Source organism: Pedococcus sp. NPDC057267 (genome assembly GCF_042668795.1).
In the GTDB taxonomy this organism is placed as follows: domain Bacteria; phylum Actinomycetota; class Actinomycetes; order Actinomycetales; family Dermatophilaceae; genus Pedococcus.
Window position 1 is genome coordinate 22,196 of the sequence record NZ_JBHUYG010000029.1, and the last position, 18,888, is coordinate 41,083.

19 protein-coding genes are annotated in these 18,888 nt (G+C 73.9%); 10 read left to right on the plus strand and 9 right to left on the minus strand.

The genetic code is table 11. The annotated features are described in order from the left end of the window. Nucleotides 1-123: 123 nt before the first annotated feature. From ACFUC1_RS08570 to ACFUC1_RS08580, 3 genes are all read right to left on the minus strand, one after another. Nucleotides 124-2,367, minus strand: coding sequence for an FG-GAP-like repeat-containing protein (locus tag ACFUC1_RS08570; RefSeq protein WP_379118641.1), 2,244 nt, complete (start codon nucleotides 2,365-2,367; stop codon nucleotides 124-126). A gap of 119 nt (nucleotides 2,368-2,486) precedes the next feature. Next, nucleotides 2,487-3,038 carry an AAA family ATPase gene (locus ACFUC1_RS08575; protein ID WP_379118643.1) on the minus strand — a complete coding sequence of 184 codons (552 nt, stop codon included), beginning with the start codon at nucleotides 3,036-3,038 and terminating at the stop codon, nucleotides 2,487-2,489. Nucleotides 3,039-3,065: 27 nt separating this feature from the next. Next, nucleotides 3,066-4,256: a RimK family alpha-L-glutamate ligase gene (locus ACFUC1_RS08580; RefSeq protein ID WP_379118645.1), complete on the minus strand. Its 1,191-nt coding sequence runs from the start codon at nucleotides 4,254-4,256 to the stop codon at nucleotides 3,066-3,068. Nucleotides 4,257-4,282: 26 nt separating this feature from the next. Here ACFUC1_RS08580 and ACFUC1_RS08585 point away from each other — a divergent pair, with 26 nt between their 5' ends. From ACFUC1_RS08585 to ACFUC1_RS08600, 4 genes are all read left to right on the plus strand, one after another. Continuing rightward, entirely contained in the window at nucleotides 4,283-4,759 is a 477-nt protein-coding gene (locus ACFUC1_RS08585; RefSeq protein WP_379118647.1) for an ATP-dependent zinc protease, read from the plus strand. Then, nucleotides 4,759-5,706 carry a succinylglutamate desuccinylase/aspartoacylase family protein gene (locus ACFUC1_RS08590; protein ID WP_379118648.1) on the plus strand — a complete coding sequence of 316 codons (948 nt, stop codon included), beginning with the start codon at nucleotides 4,759-4,761 and terminating at the stop codon, nucleotides 5,704-5,706. Before ACFUC1_RS08585 ends, ACFUC1_RS08590 begins: the two co-directional genes overlap by 1 nt. A 14-nt stretch (nucleotides 5,707-5,720) precedes the next feature. Next, nucleotides 5,721-6,230, plus strand: coding sequence for a 2'-5' RNA ligase family protein (locus ACFUC1_RS08595; protein ID WP_379118650.1), 510 nt, complete (start codon nucleotides 5,721-5,723; stop codon nucleotides 6,228-6,230). Nucleotides 6,231-6,316: 86 nt separating this feature from the next. Next, nucleotides 6,317-6,745, plus strand: a complete 429-nt coding sequence (locus tag ACFUC1_RS08600) for a VOC family protein (RefSeq protein WP_379118651.1) — start codon at nucleotides 6,317-6,319, stop codon at nucleotides 6,743-6,745. Nucleotides 6,746-6,750: 5 nt separating this feature from the next. Here the strand turns inward: ACFUC1_RS08600 and ACFUC1_RS08605 are convergent, their stop codons facing one another. The 3 genes from ACFUC1_RS08605 to ACFUC1_RS08615 all read right to left on the minus strand — a co-directional run bounded on the left by ACFUC1_RS08605 (nucleotide 6,751) and on the right by ACFUC1_RS08615 (nucleotide 10,192). Continuing rightward, entirely contained in the window at nucleotides 6,751-7,566 is an 816-nt protein-coding gene (locus ACFUC1_RS08605; RefSeq protein ID WP_379118653.1) for an SDR family NAD(P)-dependent oxidoreductase, read from the minus strand. Further along, nucleotides 7,563-8,495, minus strand: coding sequence for a phosphotransferase enzyme family protein (locus tag ACFUC1_RS08610; RefSeq protein ID WP_379118655.1), 933 nt, complete (start codon nucleotides 8,493-8,495; stop codon nucleotides 7,563-7,565). The genes ACFUC1_RS08605 and ACFUC1_RS08610 overlap by 4 nt, the downstream gene beginning before the upstream one ends. Nucleotides 8,496-8,563: 68 nt before the next feature. Continuing rightward, nucleotides 8,564-10,192: a DHA2 family efflux MFS transporter permease subunit gene (locus tag ACFUC1_RS08615; protein WP_379118657.1), complete on the minus strand. Its 1,629-nt coding sequence runs from the start codon at nucleotides 10,190-10,192 to the stop codon at nucleotides 8,564-8,566. 263 nt (nucleotides 10,193-10,455) lie between these two features. Here ACFUC1_RS08615 and ACFUC1_RS08620 point away from each other — a divergent pair, with 263 nt between their 5' ends. From ACFUC1_RS08620 to ACFUC1_RS08630, 3 genes are read left to right on the plus strand one after another with little or no spacing between them, the layout of a single operon-like run. Continuing rightward, nucleotides 10,456-10,887 (plus strand): SRPBCC family protein, encoded by a 432-nt coding sequence (locus tag ACFUC1_RS08620; protein ID WP_379118659.1) that lies wholly within the window; start codon nucleotides 10,456-10,458, stop codon nucleotides 10,885-10,887. 54 nt (nucleotides 10,888-10,941) lie between these two features. Then, entirely contained in the window at nucleotides 10,942-11,895 is a 954-nt protein-coding gene (locus ACFUC1_RS08625; protein ID WP_379118660.1) for an amidohydrolase family protein, read from the plus strand. Further along, nucleotides 11,888-12,859: a hypothetical protein gene (locus ACFUC1_RS08630; protein WP_379118662.1), complete on the plus strand. Its 972-nt coding sequence runs from the start codon at nucleotides 11,888-11,890 to the stop codon at nucleotides 12,857-12,859. Before ACFUC1_RS08625 ends, ACFUC1_RS08630 begins: the two co-directional genes overlap by 8 nt. 65 nt (nucleotides 12,860-12,924) lie before the next feature. Here the strand turns inward: ACFUC1_RS08630 and ACFUC1_RS08635 are convergent, their stop codons facing one another. Then, a complete protein-coding gene (locus ACFUC1_RS08635; protein WP_379118664.1) occupies nucleotides 12,925-13,422 on the minus strand; it encodes a DUF427 domain-containing protein in 498 nt (165 codons plus the stop codon). 69 nt (nucleotides 13,423-13,491) lie between these two features. Between ACFUC1_RS08635 and ACFUC1_RS08640 the strand changes: the two genes are divergently transcribed. The 3 genes from ACFUC1_RS08640 (at nucleotide 13,492) to ACFUC1_RS08650 (ending at nucleotide 15,527) form a co-directional block, all read left to right on the plus strand. Beyond that, complete coding sequence (locus ACFUC1_RS08640; RefSeq protein WP_379118666.1) at nucleotides 13,492-13,857, plus strand: UBP-type zinc finger domain-containing protein; 366 nt, start codon at nucleotides 13,492-13,494, stop codon at nucleotides 13,855-13,857. Between the two features lie 161 nt (nucleotides 13,858-14,018). Further along, complete coding sequence (locus ACFUC1_RS08645) at nucleotides 14,019-15,122, plus strand: YbhN family protein (protein ID WP_379118668.1); 1,104 nt, start codon at nucleotides 14,019-14,021, stop codon at nucleotides 15,120-15,122. Between the two features lie 69 nt (nucleotides 15,123-15,191). Then, complete coding sequence (locus ACFUC1_RS08650; RefSeq protein WP_379118675.1) at nucleotides 15,192-15,527, plus strand: TraR/DksA C4-type zinc finger protein; 336 nt, start codon at nucleotides 15,192-15,194, stop codon at nucleotides 15,525-15,527. Between the two features lie 93 nt (nucleotides 15,528-15,620). On the opposite strand, the gene ACFUC1_RS08655 is transcribed toward ACFUC1_RS08650, so the two are convergent. Together ACFUC1_RS08655 and ACFUC1_RS08660 are read right to left on the minus strand one after the other, a co-directional pair. After that, nucleotides 15,621-17,951: a heavy metal translocating P-type ATPase gene (locus ACFUC1_RS08655; protein WP_379118670.1), complete on the minus strand. Its 2,331-nt coding sequence runs from the start codon at nucleotides 17,949-17,951 to the stop codon at nucleotides 15,621-15,623. Continuing rightward, on the minus strand, nucleotides 17,941-18,888 hold a 948-nt coding region (locus tag ACFUC1_RS08660), incomplete at its 5' end, for a hypothetical protein (protein WP_379118672.1). The genes ACFUC1_RS08655 and ACFUC1_RS08660, both read right to left, overlap by 11 nt.

Consider the following 18,888-nt stretch of genomic DNA (forward strand, 5'->3'; position numbering starts at 1 on the left):
CGTCCTCGCCCACGGCGCCGGCATGGGCAGGGGATCCGTTGGGACTCGGGTGGGCAGCGTCCGGAGCCCCGGGGCTGGGCGCGGGATCGTCTGGGGGCAAACGATGGGCTGGGGGAGTCAGGGTCAGAGGTACACGCCCCAGTGGGTGCCGACCAGTGTTCTCCCGGTCGTGAAGTGGCCGGTGCCGGTGCCGGCGTAGCGCCAGAGGTTCCCGGACGAGTCGATGGCGGCGATGTCGGCGTGTCCGGTGCCGGCGAAGTCCCTGAGCGCGAACACGGCCGCGAAACCGCCCCACCCGGTCCCGGCCCGCACCTTGGGGGCGAAGGAGCCGTGGCCGTTCCCGCGGAACAACCAGAGGGTGCCGGCGGAGTCGACCGCCATCAGGTCGGCCCTGTGGTCCCCGTCGAAGTCGCCGGGCGCGAACACCGTCTGCATCGTGTCCCAGCCGCTGCCGACGTAGGTCCGCGCAGGGATCCGCGGGCCGGCGGGTTGCAGCTGCACGGGATACAGGTAGAGGGCACCGGCGGGGGTGACCGCGAAGAGGTCCGGCACCCGGTCACCGGTGAAGTCGAAGCCACCCGCGAGGAATCGCATGGTGTCCCAGCCCTGCCCGTACCGCTCGACCCAGAACGAGCCGTGCCCGTCGCCCTCGCGCAGCTCCAACGTGCCGGTGCCGTCGACGACGAACGCGTCGCCGATGCCGTCCCGGTTCACGTCGCCCGCGGGGTCCGCGCGCAGTGACGACGGCGCGCTCTCGTACCAGGCGCGGCTGTCGTAGGCCACGCCCTGGCGGCGGTAGAGCCACAGTGACGTGTTCTCGGACTGCTCGTATGCCAGGAGGTCGTCGCGACCGTCCCGGTTGACGTCCCCGGGGCTGAACACGTGGTCGGACATCAGGGGAGTCACGGATGCGTGGACCTCCCGGCTGGGCACGCCGGGCGGTCCCATCGCCGCCACCGAGAGGCTGTAGGTGGTCGCGTTGTGCAGGCCGCTGACGGTGTACCGCTGCTCGGGCTGGGCGCCCGAGTTGGGGACCAGGATGGTGCGTCCGCCCGGGTTGACGACGAGCCGCGTCTGGGTGACACCTGCCGCGACCTCCGCCGGGTCGACCGTCCACCGGACCGTCGCGGTTCCCGGTCCCGGCCGGACCTCGAGCAGCCTCGGTGCCGAGGGCACCACGGTCACGTCGTACTGCGGCAGGTTGAACGCGTGCGAGCCCACCTCACCCGTGATCGGGTTGTACGTGGTGCCGTCGCGACAGTAGAGCAGGATGTCCCCCCGCGCGTCCTGCAGGCGCACCTCGGTCAGCCGGGACGTGCCGAAGCCGTGGCCCACCGCCACGGTGCCGGATGCCACGCCCCCCGCCTGGCCGCCTGTCGCCGTTCCGTCCTGCCCCACGTAGGTGACCGTCACCCCCACCAGCGGAGACCCGTTGGCGGCCGTGCTGAAGTCCACCTCTATCGGGCCGAAGGTCGGCGCCGCCGGAGCGGTGACGTGCAAGGCGGTGAGCTGCGGCGGGTTCAGCCCTTGTCCCGAGCCGGTGACGGTGAACGAGATGGTCGGGAAGTCCAGCGGGTGCGACGTGGGGCTCACCGCGCCTCCCGTCAACCGAGTCGTCCCGTCGGACAGGTAGGACGCGTCGTTGCCGAGGTTGTCGGTGATGTCGAGGGCCACCAGCTGGTACACGCCGTTGTACGCGAACGGCTTCAGGGGGAGGGTGAGCCGTCGGCCGGACAGGTCGGTGCCCGCCACGGACCGGAGGACCACGCCGTCGGACTGGGCGTGGGGGTCGAGGTTCTGGAAGACGAAGACCACCGAGTCCACGGCGTGGACCTCGTCGTCAGTCCAGGAGACCGTCACCGGGTCCCCCGGCTGGACCGAGCCAGGGGTGACGGCAACCGATGAGACCAGGGGCGCGGCATGGTCGGGTGTCGAACCCGAGACCGTCAACGACTGGTCTCGGAAGTCCATGAGGGCGGTGCACCCAGAGGTCGAGGCGACGGCTGGCGAGGAACAGGTGACGGATTGGCTCGCCGTGGTCGAGCTGGTCTTCAGGATCACCCGGGCGACGTTCCACGTCCCGTTCTCGACACCGTCGGGCACCTGCAGCGTCCCGGACCCCGTGGCGCCGGGGCTGAGGTCGGCGCGGTGGACGAGGCCGTCCGGTGAGATGTAGAAGGCGGTTGCCGAGAGGATCGGGGCGTCGGAGCTGGCGGTGTAGGAGATCGTGGTCTGCCCCGGTGCCGCCACGTCCCGGGCGGACACCGAGAGGCTCAGGAGCTGGGGCGGACCCGCCGCCTCCGCCGGGGAGACCACCACCCCCACCGCAGCCACCGCCGCAGCGACCAGCCACGCCACACGCCGCATCGTCCCCATCCTGCCCCCTGACGTCCCTGGGCCGCGGCGCGGCTCGAGCGCAGGCTAGGGCATCCGGCCTGGTCAGCGGAATACACGGACCGGTCGTGGGTGCGTCCTGAGCCGTGCCGTCAGCGCAGCGTCATCAGCAGGGCACGGTAGGTGCCCTCGACGTCGCCCTCCGTGCTCGGGACGACGACGGCGTCGGGGCGGTCGGCGACCGCTCGTTCGAGGGCCGTGTGGGTGCGCTCGAGCAGTGCGTCACCGCCCAAGGAGGTGACGATGGCCCGGATGTGGTCGTGCCAGGGGTCGTCCGGCTCGCGCACACCTCGACGGTGGAAGCGGGCCACCGACGCGCTCCGGGTGTCCATGAGCGCCCGCTCGACGAACTGGGCCCCGGCGTCTGTCGCCGCCTGCTCGAAGCGTCCGAGCTCGGTGGGGTCCACGAGGAGCTGTGGGAACACGACGTCGTGGCCGTGACGCAGGTACGCCCCGATCATCGCGAGGGCAGCCGGACGGATGAGGGCACCGGCCGCGTCGAAGTCCGTCCGCCACCCCCCGACGAGCGTCCTGAGCACGTCGACGTCGCAGTTGAGCACTCCGGGGTGCTCGTCGGCGTACCGGCGCGCGAGGGTGGACTTGCCGATGCCGGGTGGCCCGTTGAGGTGGATGAGGCGGCTCACGCACGCCACCCTAGGCGCCGGTGCGGGTCAGCCCTCGTGGATGGGCTGCTTGGGCAGCTTGCGCACCTTGGCCCGGCGGCGGCGGCGCTCGGGGATCATCGAGCGCATCTCCTCGAGCTTGCCGAAGCACAGCAGCCGGTCCTCGGCCTCGAGCCGCTGCCCGGGCTTGGGGTTGGGGACCACCTGCGTGCCGCGGTGCAGCGTCAGCACCGTGATGTCGCGGTCGGTCAGGCCCGAGTCGCGCAGCGGCTGTCCGACCAGGTCGGACGCCGAGTGCACGACGAGCTCGGCCACGCCGTACCCCGTCGACACCGTGAGCCGCTGGCGGACGTCGATCTCGGGGAACGCGACCTGGTTGGACACGTAGTCGATGATCGCGCCGGCGACGTCGAGCTTGGTCGCGGTCTCGATGCCCTGGAGCCCCGGCGAGGAGTTGACCTCCATCACCAGCGGTCCCTCGTTGCCCTCGAGCATGTCCACGCCCGCGACCCGCAGCCCCATGATCTGGGCCGCGCGCACCGCGGTCTGCTCGTACTCGGGGGTCAGCTCGACGCCCTCGACCGTGCCGCCCCGGTGCACGTTGGACCGGAACTCCCCACCCTGCGCCGTGCGGCGCATCGCTGCGACCACGCGGTCGCCGACGACCAGCGCGCGGATGTCACGGCCCCGGCTCTCGGTGACGAACGCCTGGATCAGGACGTTCTGCTGCGTGCTCTGGAGCGTCTCGATGATCGCCTCGGCGACCTTGATCTCGGGGGCGAGGATGACGCCGATGCCCTGCGTGCCCTCGAGCAGCTTGATGACGACCGGCGCGCCGCCGACGCGGTTGATGGCGGCGTTCACGTCGGCGCGGTTGCGCACGAACGTCGTGGCCGGCATACCGATGTTGTGCCGCGAGAGGATCTGGGTGGCGCGCAGCTTGTCGCGGGAGTTGGCGATCCCGTTGGCGGTGTTGGGGGTGTAGACGTCCATCTGCTCGAACTGGCGCACGACGGCGGTGCCGAAGTACGTGATCGAGTTGCCGATCCGCGGGACGACCGCGTCGTAGTCGGACAACGGCCGACCACGGAACTGCAGGTCCGGCTCGGGGCCGGACAGGTCGATCGCGAACCGTAGGGTGTTGAGCACCTTGACGTCGTGGCCGCGGTCGAGGGCCGCGGTGCGCAGGCGCTGGGTGGAGTACGTGCGGGGGGCACGCGAGAGGATTGCCAGTTTCACGGGGACGTCCCTGCCAAGATGGACCGGTGTCGAAGCCGAACCATCTAAGCACCCCCGTCGGGTGGCGCGAGTGGGTGAGCCTGCCCGAGGTGGGGGTCCCGTGGCTCAAGGCCAAGCTCGACACCGGGGCGCGCACGTCGGCACTGCACGCGTTCGACGTCGAGGAGCAGGACCGGGACGGTGAGGACTGGGTGCGGTTCTCCGTGCACCCGTGGCAGCGCTCGCCCCGGGACGCCGTGACGGTCGAGCGCCCGGTCCACGACCGGCGCACGGTGCGCAGCTCCTCGGGGCACCTCGAGGACCGCCTGGTCGTGCAGCTGGAGCTGTCCCTGGTCGGCCGGCCAGTGACCGCCGAGGTCACCCTCACGAACCGGGACGCGATGGGCTTCCGGATGCTCGTCGGCCGGGAGGCGCTGCGCCAGGGCTTCCTCGTCGACTCCTCCCGCTCCTACCTCGGCGGCCGGCCGCCGCTGTCGGTGCGGCGCCAGAACCGGGGTCGCTGATGGCCCGCCCCTCCTTCGCGATCGGCCCCGTCCGGGTCCGTGCGGGCAGCAAGCAGGACGTCGGCCTTCCCATCACCCGCCTCGTCACCGGCGCCGAGCTCAGCCTGCCGGTCCAGGTGATGCACGGCCGCGAGGACGGCCCGACCGTGTGGGTCAACGCCGCCATCCACGGGGACGAGGTGGTCGGGGTCGAGATCGTGCGGCGCGTGCTCGCCGGGCTGTCCCCGAAGACCCTGCACGGCACCCTGATCGCCGTTCCCATCGTCAACGTCCACGGCTTCATGGCCGGCGACCGCTACCTGCCCGACCGCCGCGACCTCAACCGGTCGTTCCCCGGCTCCCCGCGCGGGTCCCTGGCCGGCCGGATCGCGCACCTGATGATGACCGAGGTGGTCGCGCCCTGCGAGGTCGGCATCGACCTGCACACCGGCTCCGACGGGCGCACCAACCTGCCGCAGGTGCGCGCCGACCTCGACGACCCCAAGACGCTCGCGCTGGCCGAGGCGTTCGGGGCCCCGGTGATGCTGCACGCCAAGCTCCGCGACGGCTCGCTGCGCTCGGCCGCCCGGGAGACGGGGGCGACCGTCCTGCTCTACGAGGCCGGGGAGCCGTGGCGGTTCGACGAGTGGGCGATCACGGCGGGCGTCGTGGGCGTACGCCGCGTGCTGGCTGCCCTGGGCATGACCGATCCCGTGGACCTCGCCGAGGAGCCGAGCCTCCCCTGCCGCACGAGCGGCTGGGTACGCGCGCGGGCCACCGGCATCCTGCACCTCGAGGTTGGGCTCGGCCGCCGGGTCGGGCAGGGGGAGCGGCTCGGTGCCCTGTCGGACTCGTTCGGCCGGACGCTGCGGTTGGTCCGGGCCGACCGCGACGGCATCGTCATCGGCCACAGCCGGTCGCCGCTGGTCAACCGCGGCGACGCGCTCGTGCACATCGCGTCGGCCTGAGCTCGGGACCTGCCGTGCCGCTGCAGTCCGTCGAGCTCGTCCTCGACGCCGCGACCGACGCGGCGGTGCGCGGGCTGTGGCAGGCACTGGCGCAGGCCGGCCTGCCCAGCCAGGCCGACCACCGCGGCCCGACCAACGCCCCGCACGTGACCCTCGCAGCCGTGCCGGTCGTGACGGCCACGGCCGAGGAGGCGTTGGCGTCCCTGGCGGCCCGGCTGCCGCTTCCGCTCGAGCTCGCCGCCCCGACGCTGCTGGGCGAGCGGCGGCCGGCGCTCGTGCTGCCGGTGGAGCGTGACGGCGCCGTCGACGTCCTGCACCACCGCGTGCTCGGGGCACTCTCGAGCCCCTCGACGGCCGACGAGCCGCCCTGGGTCCCGCACGTCACCCTCGCCCGGCGGCTGCCGGAGGACCTCGCGCCGCAGGCCCTGGCCCTCGCGCGGTCGCTGCCCACGCCCACGGCGGGCACCGCCACGGCCCTGCGGCGCTGGGACCCGGAGGCGCGCCGGGCGTGGCTGGTGGGGTGACCCCCCGGCATACGTCATCGGGACCTCGTCGCCGTCGGTGGTGGCTCCTACGCTCGAAGGACCAGCCCACCACGAGGAGGTCGACGATGACGTCAACGCTCAACCCCTACATCGGCTTCAAGGACGACGCCCGGCAGGCACTCGAGTTCTACAGGGACGTCTTCGGCGGCGAGCTCAGGCTCAGCACGTTCGGCGAGTTCGGCCAGGCCGACCAGCCCGGCGCCGACGGCATCATGCACGGCCAGCTCGAGACACCCCAGGGCTTCACCCTCATGGCGTCGGACACCCCGCCCCACATGGAGTACCGCGAGGGCAGCCGCATCTCGGTGAGCCTGTCCGGCGACGGCGAGGAGCTGCGCGGGTTCTGGGACAGGCTGTCCGAGGGTGGCACGGTCTCGGTCCCGCTGTCGCAGCAGCCGTGGGGCGACGAGTTCGGCATGTGCACCGACCGCTTCGGCGTGGACTGGATGGTCAACATCGCCGGGGACCACTCCGGGGATGCCGCCCAGGGCTGATCGCGTCAGTCGCCCCGGCCCCGGTTGCGCTCCTGGAAGGCGAGCGCGGGGCCGGCCAGGATGCCGCCGTCCACCGGCAGGGTGATCCCGGTGACCCACGAGGCGTCGTCGGACGCGAGGAACGCGACGGCCGCCGCGATGTCCTCCGGCTCGCCGACGCGCCCCAGGGGGTAGAGCGGGACGAGGGCGTCCGGGTCCTGGTCGTCCCAGACCCGGGTGCGCACCGTGCCGGGGGCGACGACGTTGAACCGCACCGGCCGCTGCCCCTCGCCGACGCGGGTGGCGGAGTACTCGACCGCGAGGTTCTGCGCCAGGTTGGGCAGTGCGGCCTTGGCCAGCGAGTAGCCGACGTTGCCGAACGCGGCGAGCCCGTTCACCGAGCCGGTCATCACCACCGACCCGCCCCACGCAGAGGCGAGCAGCTGGGGCAGGGCGGCCTGGATGGTGCGGACCGTGCCGTGCAGGGTCGGCTCGAGCTGGAACGACCACGCCCGGTCGTCGAGCGCGTCGAACCCCTCGCCGGTGGCGACCCCGACGTTGCAGACGAGCACGTCGAGGGCGCCGAACTGCCCCACGACGGCGGTCACGGCACGCTCGAGGGACCCCGCATCGGTGACGTCGCACCCCACGGCCAGGACGCGGTCGCCCAGCGCGGCGGCGGCGTCCTTCGCCGCGTCCGGGTCGAGGTCGGCGAGCACGACGTTCGCCCCCTCGGCGTGCAGGCGCCTCGCGGTGGCGCGGCCGATGCCGTGGGCTGCGCCGGTCACGACGGCGGTGCGGCCGGCGAACCGGGCGAGGGCGGGCGCCGTGGGGGAGCTCATGGCCCGAGTCTGTCGGATCCGCGCTCGCCGAGCGCGAACGCCACGAGCCCGCCCGGTGACAGCTGGCCGGAGAGCACCTCGACCGACCAGCGGCGGTGTGCTTCCGCCAGCCGGTCCGTCGCCAGCACGTCGTCCGCGAAGTCGAGGACGTCGTGCAGCGCCCTGGTCGACTGGACGTACCGGAGCCGCACCGGGTCGAGGCGCACCGGGCCGTACCCCTCGACGAACGCCGCCTGGTCGGCCGGGGTCGGCGTCGCCAGAACTCCGCCGACCACGAACATGAGGTCCCACTCCGGGGTCGCGCGGGCGGCGTCGTCCCAGTCCACCAGCCAGACCCCGTGCGCGTCGTCGTCGGCCAGCAGCACGTTGCCCGGGTGCGGGTCGGTGTGCGCGACCACGGTGGGTGCGTCGGTCCACGCCTGCGTGTCGCTGGCCGCCGTGCGCGCGACCTCCCCGACCGCGAGCAGGCGGTCTCGCCCGGCCCCCCACAGCCGCAGCAGCGCGCCCACGTGGGGGTCGACCGCGCCCGTCGTCCCCAGACGCCGGTCGAGCTCGGCCAGCCGGACCAGGAGCGGCCCCGGGTCGTGGTCCACCGACGGCAGGGCCCGCAGCCCCGCCGTGTCGACCGGCACCCGGTGGACGGCGGCGAGCAGGGCGCCGAGCGAGCGCCAGTGCCCCGGCTCGAGACCCACGTCGAGTCCGCGCCGGTCGGACACCCACGGCACGACGCTCAGCCGCACCCCCTCGCGCTCGGACGTCAGCCCACCCTCGTGCGACGGAAGAGGCGCCGGGACCCCGGGGACACCGGCTCCCGCCAGGTGCCCGGCCACCGCGATGCCGGGCTGCGGACCCGTGCTGGTCTTCACGGCATACGAGCGGCCGTTGCCGACGACCCCGCGGAACAGGGCTGCACGCGCGTCGGCGCCCACCCCGACGGGGTGGACGCCGACGAGCCCGACGCCGAACTCCTCGGGGACCCGGCGCAGGAGGTCCTGCGTCAGTGGACCATCACCGGCGGTGCCCCCTCGGTGTCGGCGTCGTCGAGCAGGTGCGACTCCTCGTGCCGGCGCGGCAGGAACAGCGCGGCGACGAGCGACAGGCTCACCAGCGAGGCAGCCACCCAGAAGGTGTGGGCGTACGCGTCGGCCGCCAGCTTCGCGACCTGGCCGGCCAGCGCCTGGGCCGCAGCCTGCGGGCTGCCGCCGTGGTCGGCGAAGAACTGGCCGACGATGGGCAGCTTCGCGGCTGCCGCCTGGGCCGCCTTCGGGCCCTGCGTGGCCGCGACCTCGAGGTACTGACCACCCTGCGCCGCCAGCGGCCGGCTGTTGATCTGGTTGGTCAGGACGACCGAGAAGGTCGCCACACCCACCGAGCTGGCGATCTGCTGGGTGATGTTGAGCAGGGTCGACCCGCGGGCGACGTCGTGGTGGGTCAGCGTCTTCAGCGCCGAGGTCATGATCGGCATCATCGTGCTGCCCATGCCCAGCCCCATGACGAACAGCACCGGGATGAGGAAGCCCCAGTGCGAGGAGTCGGCCTGGATCTGGGTGAGGGTGAACATGCCGCCGATGATGAGCACGAGCCCGAACGGGACGATCCGCCCCACCGGGAACCGGTCGGCGAGCGCGCCCGCGATCGGCATGGTGAGCATCGCGCCGACACCCTGCGGTGCGACGAGCCACCCGGCGTTGAGCGGCGTCTCGTGCTGGACCTGCTGGAGGAACTGCGGGATCAGCAGCAGGCCGCCGAAGAACGACGCCGCGAAGATGAACATCGTGATGATCGAGACCGTGAGGTTGCGGTTGCTGAACAGCCGCAGGTCGAGCAGCGGGTGCTTCGGCTTGAAGCTGTAGAGCACGAACGCGACCATCAGGGCGAGCCCGACCAGGCCGGGCAGCAGGACCTTGGTGTGGCCGATGCCGCCCTCGCCGGGGATCGACGAGACGCCGTAGAGGAACAGCGCCAGGCCCGGGCTCATCATGAGCATGCCGACGAAGTCGAAGGACTCCGAGGGCTGCGGGTTGTCCTTGGGCAGGGCGAAGAACGCGTAGACGAGGGCGACGAGGCCGATCGGCGCGTTGATTAGGAAGATCCAGTGCCACGTGAAGTGGTCGATCAACCAGCCGCCGAGGATCGGGCCGAAGATCGGGCCCAGCAGCATCGGGATGCCGAGGATCGCCATGAGGCGGCCCATCCGCTTCGGGCCGGCAGCGCGGGTCATGATCGTCATGCCCAGTGGCATGAGCATGCCGCCGCCCAGGCCCTGCAGGACCCGGAAGCTGATGAGCATGCCGATCGAGCTCGCGGTCGCGCACAGCACCGAGCCGAGGGTGAAGAGCAGGATCGCCATCATGTACAGGCGCTTGGTGCCGAAGCGGTCGGCGGCCCACCCGGACATCGGGATGACGGTGGCGAGGGCGAGCGTGTAGCCGGTGACGGTCCACGCGACGGTGGAGTAGGCCAGGGGCTCGCCGCCGAACGCCGTCTGGAACGTGCGCAGGGCGACGTTGACGACGGTGATGTCGAGGATCGACATGATCGCCCCGAGGACGACGACGCCGGCGACCTTGAGGACGGCGGCGTCGATCTTCTCGGGGTACACGGGTGTCGTGGCTGGTGCTGACATCGGCACCTCTCCGGGTGAGGAGGGACGGGCGAGAGCTCGCGGCGGACGTCGCGAGGTCGGGGACCCCCTGCGCGACGCTGCGCCGGCCCCTCGATCGAGGCTAGTACCGGCCCCCGACAGCGCGCCCCCTCTTTTTGGACGGTCGACCCCGCTCGGCTGCGGGCCCACCCCGCTCGGCTGCGGGCCCACCCCGCTCGGCTGCCGGCCGGGCCCGCCCCCTCGCCACCGGGCGGGTCCGGCGCCGCCGGGTTAGCGTCGTCCCCATGGTCGACGTCGTCCGCTCCTTCCCGGTCAGCCGCCCGCCCGCCGAGGTGGTCGCCTACCTCGCCGACTTCTCCAACGCCGTGGCCTGGGACCCCGGCACCGTGCGCTGCGAACGCGTCGACTCCGGCCCCGTGCAGGTCGGCTCGCAGTGGCGCAACGTCTCCAAGGTGCTGGGGCGCGAGACCGAGCTCGACTACCGGCTGGTGACGATGGACAGCGACCACGTGGTCCTGCGCGGCACCAACAAGACCGCGACCTCCACCGACGACATCCGCGTCGTGGCGTCGCCGACCGGCAGCACGGTCACCTACTCCGCGCACATCGAGTTCAACGGGGTCGCCAAGCTGGCCGAGCCGCTGATGCAGCGGGTCTTCGAGAAGCTCGGCGACGAGACCGTGGAGGGCATCCAGCGCGAGCTGGGCGCCCCGTAGCCACCGTTCCGGTGCCCGTCGGCGCACGCCCGGGTATGCCGTAGCGTCGCCACCGTGACCACGTCACCACGCGCGCCGCGGACGGACGCCGAGGTCCCGGCATACTGGCGCGGCCTCGGGCTCCCCGGGCTCGCCGACATCCACGTGCACTTCCTGCCCGAGCGGATGCTGGCCAAGGTGTGGGCCTACTTCGACGAGGCGGCGCAGCACTACGGGCAGCCGTGGCCGATCCACTACCGGGACGACGAGCCCACGCGGCTGGCCACCCTGCGGGCACTCGGGGTGCGCGCGATCCCGTCGCTGACGTACCCGCACAAGCCGGGCATGGTGCAGTGGCTCAACGACTGGTGCGCCGACTTCGCCGCCCGCGTCCCCGACGCCGTCCACAGCGCCACGCTCTACCCCGAGCCCGGGGTCGGCGACCTCGTCGAGCGGGCGCTGGCCGACGGCGCCCGGTTGTTCAAGATGCACGTGCAGGTCGGCCGCTACGCCCCGGACGACCCGTTGCTCGACCCGGGGTGGGCAGCACTCGAGGCGGCCGGGGTGCCGGTCGTCCTGCACGCCGGCTCGGCCCCCAAGGACGGCGAGCACACGGGTCCGCGCCCGGTCGAGGCGGTGCTCGAGCGGTTCCCCGAGCTGGTGCTCGTCGTCGCGCACCTCGGCATGGGGGAGTACGACGCGTTCGCCGACCTCGCCGAGCGGTACCCGCGCGTTCACCTCGACACGACCATGGCCGGCACCGACTACGCCAACGCGTTCGCGCCGCTGCCCCCGTCGTACGTCGAGCGGCTCGGCGTCCTGGCGGACCGCGTCGTGCTGGGCTCGGACTTCCCCAACATCCCCTACCCGTACGCCCACCAGCTGGAGGCGCTCGACCGGCTCGGTCTCGGCGACGACTGGCTGCGGAAGGTGTTGTGGCACAACGGCGCCCGCCTCCTCGGGCTGGACGGCGCGGCGTCAGCGGAGGTGCGGTCCGAAGGCGCCGGGTCGGAGGCCCACGGTGGCTGACCGCGTGGCCGAGGCCATGCAGGACCTGTATGCCGTCGGGCCGGACGAGTTCATGGCGACCCGTGCGCGCCTGGTCGCCGACGCCAGGGCAGCCTCGGACAAGGCGGCCGCCACCGAGATCGGCAGGCTGCGCAAGCCGAGCCTGGCCGCGTGGGCGGTGAACCTCACGGCCCGGGAGGCCGAGGACGTCGTGGCCGACCTGGTCGACCTGGGGGAGCGGATGCGGTCGGCCCAGTCGCGGCTCGACGCAGCGGCACTGACCGGCATGCGCAAGGAGCGGGACGCCACCGTCGAGGTGTACGTGCGGGCGGCGACGCGGGCGGTCTCCGAGGCCGGCCGGTCGCTGAGCCCGGCCGCCCAGCAGGAGGTCCGGGCAACGGCGATCGCGGCGCTCGCCGACGAGCAGGCGTCCGCTGCGGTCACGTCGGGGCAGCTGACGCGCTCGCTGTCCTACAGCGGGTTCGGCGAGGTCGACCTGGCCGAGGCCCTGGCGCGAACCACGGGCGGCGCGATCCTCACGGTGGTTCCCGGGGGGCGCGGCGCCCGTGCTGGCGACGGCCGCCCCGGGGGTGTCCGGAAGCCCCGCGACCAGCAGCTCGACGACGACGCGGCGGGGTCCGGGGCCGACGGCGACGGGGCCGACGGCGACGGGGCCGGCGGTGAGGGGGCCGACGGCGACGGGGCCGGCGGTGAGGGGGCCGGCGACAGCGCGGCCGAGCTCCGGGCGGAGCGAGAGGCGGAGCTGGCGCAGGCGGAGCGTCGGCTGGCCGACGCCGAACGCGCGGTCTCCGTGGCCAGGGAGCGCGCCGAGGAGACCCGTGAGCGTCTCGCCGTGGTCGAGCGACAGCTGGCCAAGGCCCGGGAGGCGGACGAGCGCGCGCTCGAGGCGGTCACGGACGCCGTCCGGGAACGCAAGCAGGCCCAGGCTGCTCGGGACGAGGCGCGCAAGGCGCTCGCCGACTGACCGCGTGCCGCGTCACCACCTGTGCGTGCCCGGACCCGGCTCGAAGAGCCGATCCTCCCGGCGCGTCACCAGCCGTGCGTGCCCGGACCGCCCTTGAAGGGGCCGACCACCACGTCGGTCACCCAGCCCCCGTAGAAGCCGCCCTCCTGCGGGCGCACCGTCTCCCCGTCGACGACGCACCGGTCGACCGCGCCCGGCATCACGGCATACGCCCCGGCCAGGACCTCGAACCCGCGGGTGGGCTCGGGGTACGTCCACACGGCTCGCGGTGCCACCACGTCCCCGGTGACGAGGTCGAGGTAGGCGGCGCGGCCCTTCCACTCGCACCACGACGAGCCCTCGGCGGGACGCAGCGCGCCCGGGGCGAACGCGGCGGACGGCAGGTAGTACGTCGGCGGGTGGCTCGTCTCCAGGACCCGCCACGAGCGGGTCGTGTCGGCCACCCGGACGCCACCCAGCCACACCTCGACGTGCTGGCTGCTGGGCTCGACCCGCGGCGGGCGGGGGTAGTCCCAGACGGACTCCTGCCCCGGGCCCGGGGGCAGCGGCGTGGGGCGCTTCATGGCGCCACGGTAGGTCGCCGCGGGCGATCCCGCCGGTTGCGTCCTACGGTGGGGACAGGAGGTGGTCCGATGACCGAGCAGCAGGCCGACACCCCCCGGGACGGGATCGACCCGGGCGTCCCCCCGAGCGGCACGGGATGCGTCGAGTGCCTCGAGAGCGGCGGCTGGTGGGTCCACCTGCGCCGGTGCGCGCAGTGCGGCCACATCGGGTGCTGCGACTCCTCGCCCTCGCAGCACGCGACCGCCCACCACCGGGAGACCGGGCACCCCGTCATCACGAGCTTCGAGCCGGGCGAGGACTGGTTCTGGGACTTCCCGAGCGGGCAGGGGTTCCTCGGCCCGCGGCTCGCGGACCCGCAGAGCCACCCGGTGGACCAGCCCGTCCCCGGCCCGGCCGGCGCCGTCCCGGCGGACTGGCGCGACCACGTGCACTGAGCCAGCCGTAGGGGCGACCGCGGCCGGCAGGCCGCGGCACCACCGGCCGCCGGACCTCTCGTCGCCTCAGGGTCGACCCTGAGGGGACTAGTCCGTGGTGGGGGTCGAGATGGGTAGAAAGCCGGATGCGCCCGCATGCGCCCGACCGTCACCGTGGGGCCATGGCCCTCCACACCGAGCCGCACCCGTCGACGGCGACGACCGCAGACCTGCGTCGTCCTGCCGCGCGGTACCGGCTCGCCCGCCGCGCACCGGGGGGTCGCGGCGGGGGGAGGGCCGCCAGGCTCCTGCTGTCCGGTGGCCTGGCCGTGGGCATCCTCGCCATCGCGCTGCCGAAGGTGGCCGGCGCCGGCTGGTCGCAGATCGCGGCGGTCCTCGGCGGCCTCAGCCTGCTGCAGGTCGCGGTGCTGACCGTCGTCTGGCTGGCGGGCCTGTGGGCGCAGACACCCGCGCTCACCGCGGCCATGCCGGGCCTGTCCCACCGCCGGGCGCTGCTGCTCAACCTCACCGGCTCGTTCGTGTCCAACCTGCTGCCGCTCGGTGGGGCGGCCGGCACCGTCGCCAACTGGCGGATGGCCCGGTCGTGGGGTTTCACCACGGCCGCCTTCGGCCGCTGGGCCGTCCTCACCAACCTCGTCGACACCCTCCTCAAGCTCGTCCTGCCCGGACTGGCGCTCCTCTGGCTCGGCGTTGCCGGCGTGGAGGTGTCGAGCAGCGTCAGCACCGCGGCATACGTCGGGCTCGGGCTGCTCACCGCCAGCGTCCTCGCGGTGTGGCTCGTCGCCCGCGACGACCGCGCGGTGCGCTGGCTCGGCCGGTGCGCCGACCGCGTGGTGGCGCGGGTGCGGTTCCTGCCGCGCGCCGAGGAGGGGTATGCCGAGCGGGCCGCGTCGTTCCGCCGCGAGAGCGCGGGCCTCGTCGCCGCCGGATGGGGCCGGATGGTCGGCGCCAAGCTCGCGTACTCCGCGCTGCAGGCGCTGCTCCTCTGGGCCGGCCTGCGGATGATCGGGGCCGACGTGCACCCGGCGGTCGTGGCGGCGGCGTTCGCGGTGGAGCGGATCCTGACGATGGCCGCGATCACGCCGGGCGCGTCGGGGATCGTGGAGCTGGGGATGGTGGGGGTGCTCGTGGCGTTCCGGGTGGAGCCGGCGCTCGCCGCAGCCGGGGTGCTGCTGTACCGGGGTTTCATCTTCGGTGCGGAGATCCCGGTGGGCGGGCTGTCGATGCTCGCGTGGTCGCTGCGCCGCCGGCCGCTGCCTGCCTAGGCTCGTCGGGTGACGCCCGACCCGAGACCGCACGCCGACCTCGCCCCGGAGTCGTCCCCCGCCGGGCTGCTGGCGTGGGCGCGCACCCGGCTCGAGCAGGAGCGCGAGCAGACGCTGGCCTCGCTGCGCGACCGGGAGGCCGACGTCGCCGCGATCGTCGCGGCGTCCGAGGGGTCGAACGCCGACGACGAGCACGACCCCGAGGGCGCGACGATCGCCTTCGAGCGCGCCCAGGTCGACGCCCTCGCCCGGCACGCGCTGGCCCACCTCGAGGAGGTCGCGGCGGCGCTGCGCCGGGTCGAGGACGGCAGCTACGGCACCTGCACGGTGTGCGGCCGGCCCATCCCGAGGGAGCGGCTCGAGGCCAGGCCCACCGCGACGACCCACGTCGCCTGCGCCGGCTGACGGCCGTCGCCCGCACGCCTGTCACCCGTCATCGGCGATGCAGATGTGACGGACACGCCACGCCTGCACCCCCGATCCCGCGGGGACCCGGCGTCAGCGGGTCGGCTGGAAGCCGCGCAGCCGCAGGCTGTTGGTCACGACGAACACCGACGAGAGCGCCATCGCGCCGCCCGCGATCATCGGGCTCAGCAGCCCCGACGCGGCGAGCGGGATCGCGGCCACGTTGTAGGCGAACGCCCAGAACAGGTTGCCCCGGATCGTCCCCAGCGTGCGCCGGGCCAGCCGGATCGCGTCCGGGGCCGCGCGCAGGTCGCCCCGCACGAGCGTCAGGTCGCTCGCCTCGATCGCGACGTCGCTGCCGGTGCCCATGGCCAGCCCGAGGTCGGCCTGGGCCAGCGCGGCCGCGTCGTTGACGCCGTCCCCGACCATCGCCACGACCCGGCCCTCGTCCTGGAGCCGGCGGACGACGTCGACTTTGTCCTGCGGGAGGACGTCGGCGACGACCTCGTCGATGCCCACGGCCCGGGCGACCTCGTGGGCCGCGGCCTCGTGGTCGCCGGTCAGCAGGACCGGGTGCAGGCCGAGGTCCCGCAGCCTGCTGACGGCCTCGGCGGAGGTGTCCTTGACGGTGTCGGCGACGGCGACGACACCACGGGCGGTGCCGTCCCAGGCCACGACGACGGCCGTGGCGCCACGTCCCCGGGCGGTGTCGAGCGCGCCGGCGAGCTCCGGCGGGACCGCGACCGACCAGTCCTCGAGCAGCTGCGGGCGGCCGACGACGACGGCGTGGCCCTCGACGACGCCCTGGACGCCGAGCCCGGCAGTCGAGGCGAAGTCCTCGACCGGCGGCAGGTCACCGGCCTCGGCGGCGCGCGCCGTGATGGCGGCGGCGACCGGGTGCTCCGACGCGGCCTCGACCGCGCCGGCCAGTCGCAGCACCTCGGCGGCGTCCTCGCCGGTCGCGGCGACGACGTCCTGCACGGTCATCCGGCCGGTCGTCACGGTGCCCGTCTTGTCGAGCACCACGGTGTCGACGCGCCGGGTGGACTCCAGCACCTCGGGCCCGCGGATGATCAGGCCGAGCTGGGCGCCGCGGCCGGTCCCGACCATGAGGGCGGTGGGGGTGGCCAGGCCGAGGGCGCAGGGGCAGGCGACGATGAGCACGGCGACGGCCGCGGTGAAGGCGGCGGTCCAGCCGGCACCCGTGCCGACCCAGAAGCCGAGGGTCGCGACGGCCAGGACGATGACGACCGGCACGAACACGGCGGACACGCGATCGGCCAGCCGCTGGACCTGGGCCTTGCCGTTCTGCGCGTCCTCGACGAGCTGCGCCATCTGGGCGAGCTGGGTGTCGGCGCCGACCCGCGTGGCGCGCACGACGAGGCGGCCGCCGGCGTTCACGGTCGCGCCGATGACGGCGTCTCCGGGGCCGACCTCGACCGGCACGGACTCGCCCGTCACCATCGAGGCGTCCACCGCGCTGGTGCCCTGCTCGACCTCGCCGTCGGTGGCGATCTTCTCGCCCGGGCGGACGACGAACCGCATCCCCACGGCCAGCTCGGACACGGGTACGCGCTCCTCGCGCGCCGATTCGCCCTCGCCCCGAAGGACGCTGACGTCCTTGGCGCCCATCTCCAGCAACGCCCGCAGGGCGGCGCCGGACGCGCGCTTGGCCCGCGCCTCGGCATACCGGCCGGCGAGCAGGAAGGCGGTCACGCCCGCGGCGGCCTCGAGGTAGATGTTTCCCGCACCGTCGGTGCGCTCGAGCGTGAAGCGGAACGGGTGCGTCATGCCCGGCTCGCCGGCGGTGCCGAGGAACAGGGCGTAGAGCGACCACCCGAGGGCCGCGAGCGTGCCGACCGAGACGAGGGTGTCCATGGTCGACTGCCCGTGCCGCAGGTTCGTCCAGGCAGCGCGGTGGAACTGCCAGCCGCCCCACACGACAACCGGGGCCGCCAGGACGAGCGAGGCCCACTGCCAGTAACGGAACTGCCAGGCCGGCACCATCGCCAGGACGATGACCGGGGCGGCCAGGGCCGCTGAGACGAGGAACCGGTGGCGCAGGGCGCGCAGGGCGGTGTCGGTGCGGTCCTCCTGGCCGCCGGGGACGGGCTCGGCGGCGGTCTCGCGCGGTGCGGGGACCTCCGCGGTGTAGCCGGTCGCCTCGACGGTGTGCACGAGGTCGTCGGGCGTCAGGGTGTCGGGGAACGTCACGCGCGCCTTCTCGGTCGCGTAGTTCACCGAGGCAGTGACGCCGTCGAGCTTGTTGAGCTTCTTCTCGATCCGGGCCGCGCACGACGCGCAGGTCATGCCGCCGATGACGAGCTCGACGTCGCGGGTCGTCGTGGCGGTGCCGCCGCCGGACGCCGCGTCCGAGCTGGACGGACCGGGCGTGGGGCCGGTCGTGCCGGTGTCAGTGGCCATGGGTGGTGGCCTCCTTCCCGGCGACGACGGTGAACGCTGCGGTCCGCACGACGCCGCCGTGCTTGAAGTCGAGGTGCAGCCGGTAGGTGCCGGCGCTCGGTGCGGTGGTGTGGAACACGATGCCGGGACCCGGTTGCGTGCGCCCGTCGCCGGGCTCGCCGTCGGGGTGGACGTGCAGGTATGCCAGGTCCCCCTGGCGCAGGGCCACGAGGTGCCCGTAGGCCGCGAGGTACGGCTGCAGGTCGGTCACCGGCCGGCCGGCCCGCGACACCGAGAGGGTGAGGCGCGAGTCACGTCCCGGGGTCAGCGACCCGTCCAGGGTCACGGTGTACCCGTCGACCGTCGTCGTCGTGCTCGGCAGCGGAAGTGCTTGCGGGACGAACGGTCCGGGCACGAGGAGGTCCGTGCCCAGCGTCGTGGCGGGCGCCTCCCCGGCCGGGTCGAAGTCGGCGAACAGGCGCCACGGCCCCGGCGTCAGGTCGAGCGTCGTCGACCATTTGCCGTCGGCCGCCAGGGTCGGGTGCACGTGCTGGAACCCGGTCTGGTCACGACGCACCGCGATGAGGTGCAGGTCCTTGTCGTGCGAGGTGGTGTAGGCCTTCAGGGGCTGCGCGTCCGCGTCGAGGACGCGGAACGAGACCGTGGCTGCGCGCCCGGCCGCGGTGGTCGAGTGGTCGAGGACGAGCCGGAAGCCGTTCTCGGCGACCTGGAGTCCTCCGGGCAGCTCGGTGGCCGGAGCGGCCGCGTCCATCGCGGCGTGGCCGCCGTCGGCGTGGTCGTCGCCGCTCGCCATGCCGTCGTGGCCGGCGCCGTCGGCGTGGGCACCGGCGGGAGCCGCCGGCACACGGGGGTCGGCGAGGTGGCCGACGCCGAGGGCGGCGCCGAACGCCACGGCCAGGCCGGCGCCGAAGGCGCCGACCCGGCTCGCGGTGTTCAC

Excerpts from the sequence above, each read along its gene's own strand:
- ACFUC1_RS08570 (WP_379118641.1), bottom strand. The coding sequence starts at position 2,367 with ATGCGGCGTGTGGCGTGGCTGGTCGCTGCGGCGGTGGCTGCGGTGGGG.
- ACFUC1_RS08590 (WP_379118648.1), top strand. The coding sequence starts at position 4,759 with ATGGCCCGCCCCTCCTTCGCGATCGGCCCCGTCCGGGTCCGTGCGGGC.
- ACFUC1_RS08600 (WP_379118651.1), top strand. The coding sequence starts at position 6,317 with ATGACGTCAACGCTCAACCCCTACATCGGCTTCAAGGACGACGCCCGG.
- ACFUC1_RS08605 (WP_379118653.1), bottom strand. The coding sequence starts at position 7,566 with ATGAGCTCCCCCACGGCGCCCGCCCTCGCCCGGTTCGCCGGCCGCACC.
- ACFUC1_RS08615 (WP_379118657.1), bottom strand. The coding sequence starts at position 10,192 with ATGTCAGCACCAGCCACGACACCCGTGTACCCCGAGAAGATCGACGCC.
- ACFUC1_RS08620 (WP_379118659.1), top strand. The coding sequence starts at position 10,456 with ATGGTCGACGTCGTCCGCTCCTTCCCGGTCAGCCGCCCGCCCGCCGAG.
- ACFUC1_RS08635 (WP_379118664.1), bottom strand. The coding sequence starts at position 13,422 with ATGAAGCGCCCCACGCCGCTGCCCCCGGGCCCGGGGCAGGAGTCCGTC.
- ACFUC1_RS08640 (WP_379118666.1), top strand. The coding sequence starts at position 13,492 with ATGACCGAGCAGCAGGCCGACACCCCCCGGGACGGGATCGACCCGGGC.
- ACFUC1_RS08645 (WP_379118668.1), top strand. The coding sequence starts at position 14,019 with ATGGCCCTCCACACCGAGCCGCACCCGTCGACGGCGACGACCGCAGAC.
- ACFUC1_RS08655 (WP_379118670.1), bottom strand. The coding sequence starts at position 17,951 with ATGGCCACTGACACCGGCACGACCGGCCCCACGCCCGGTCCGTCCAGC.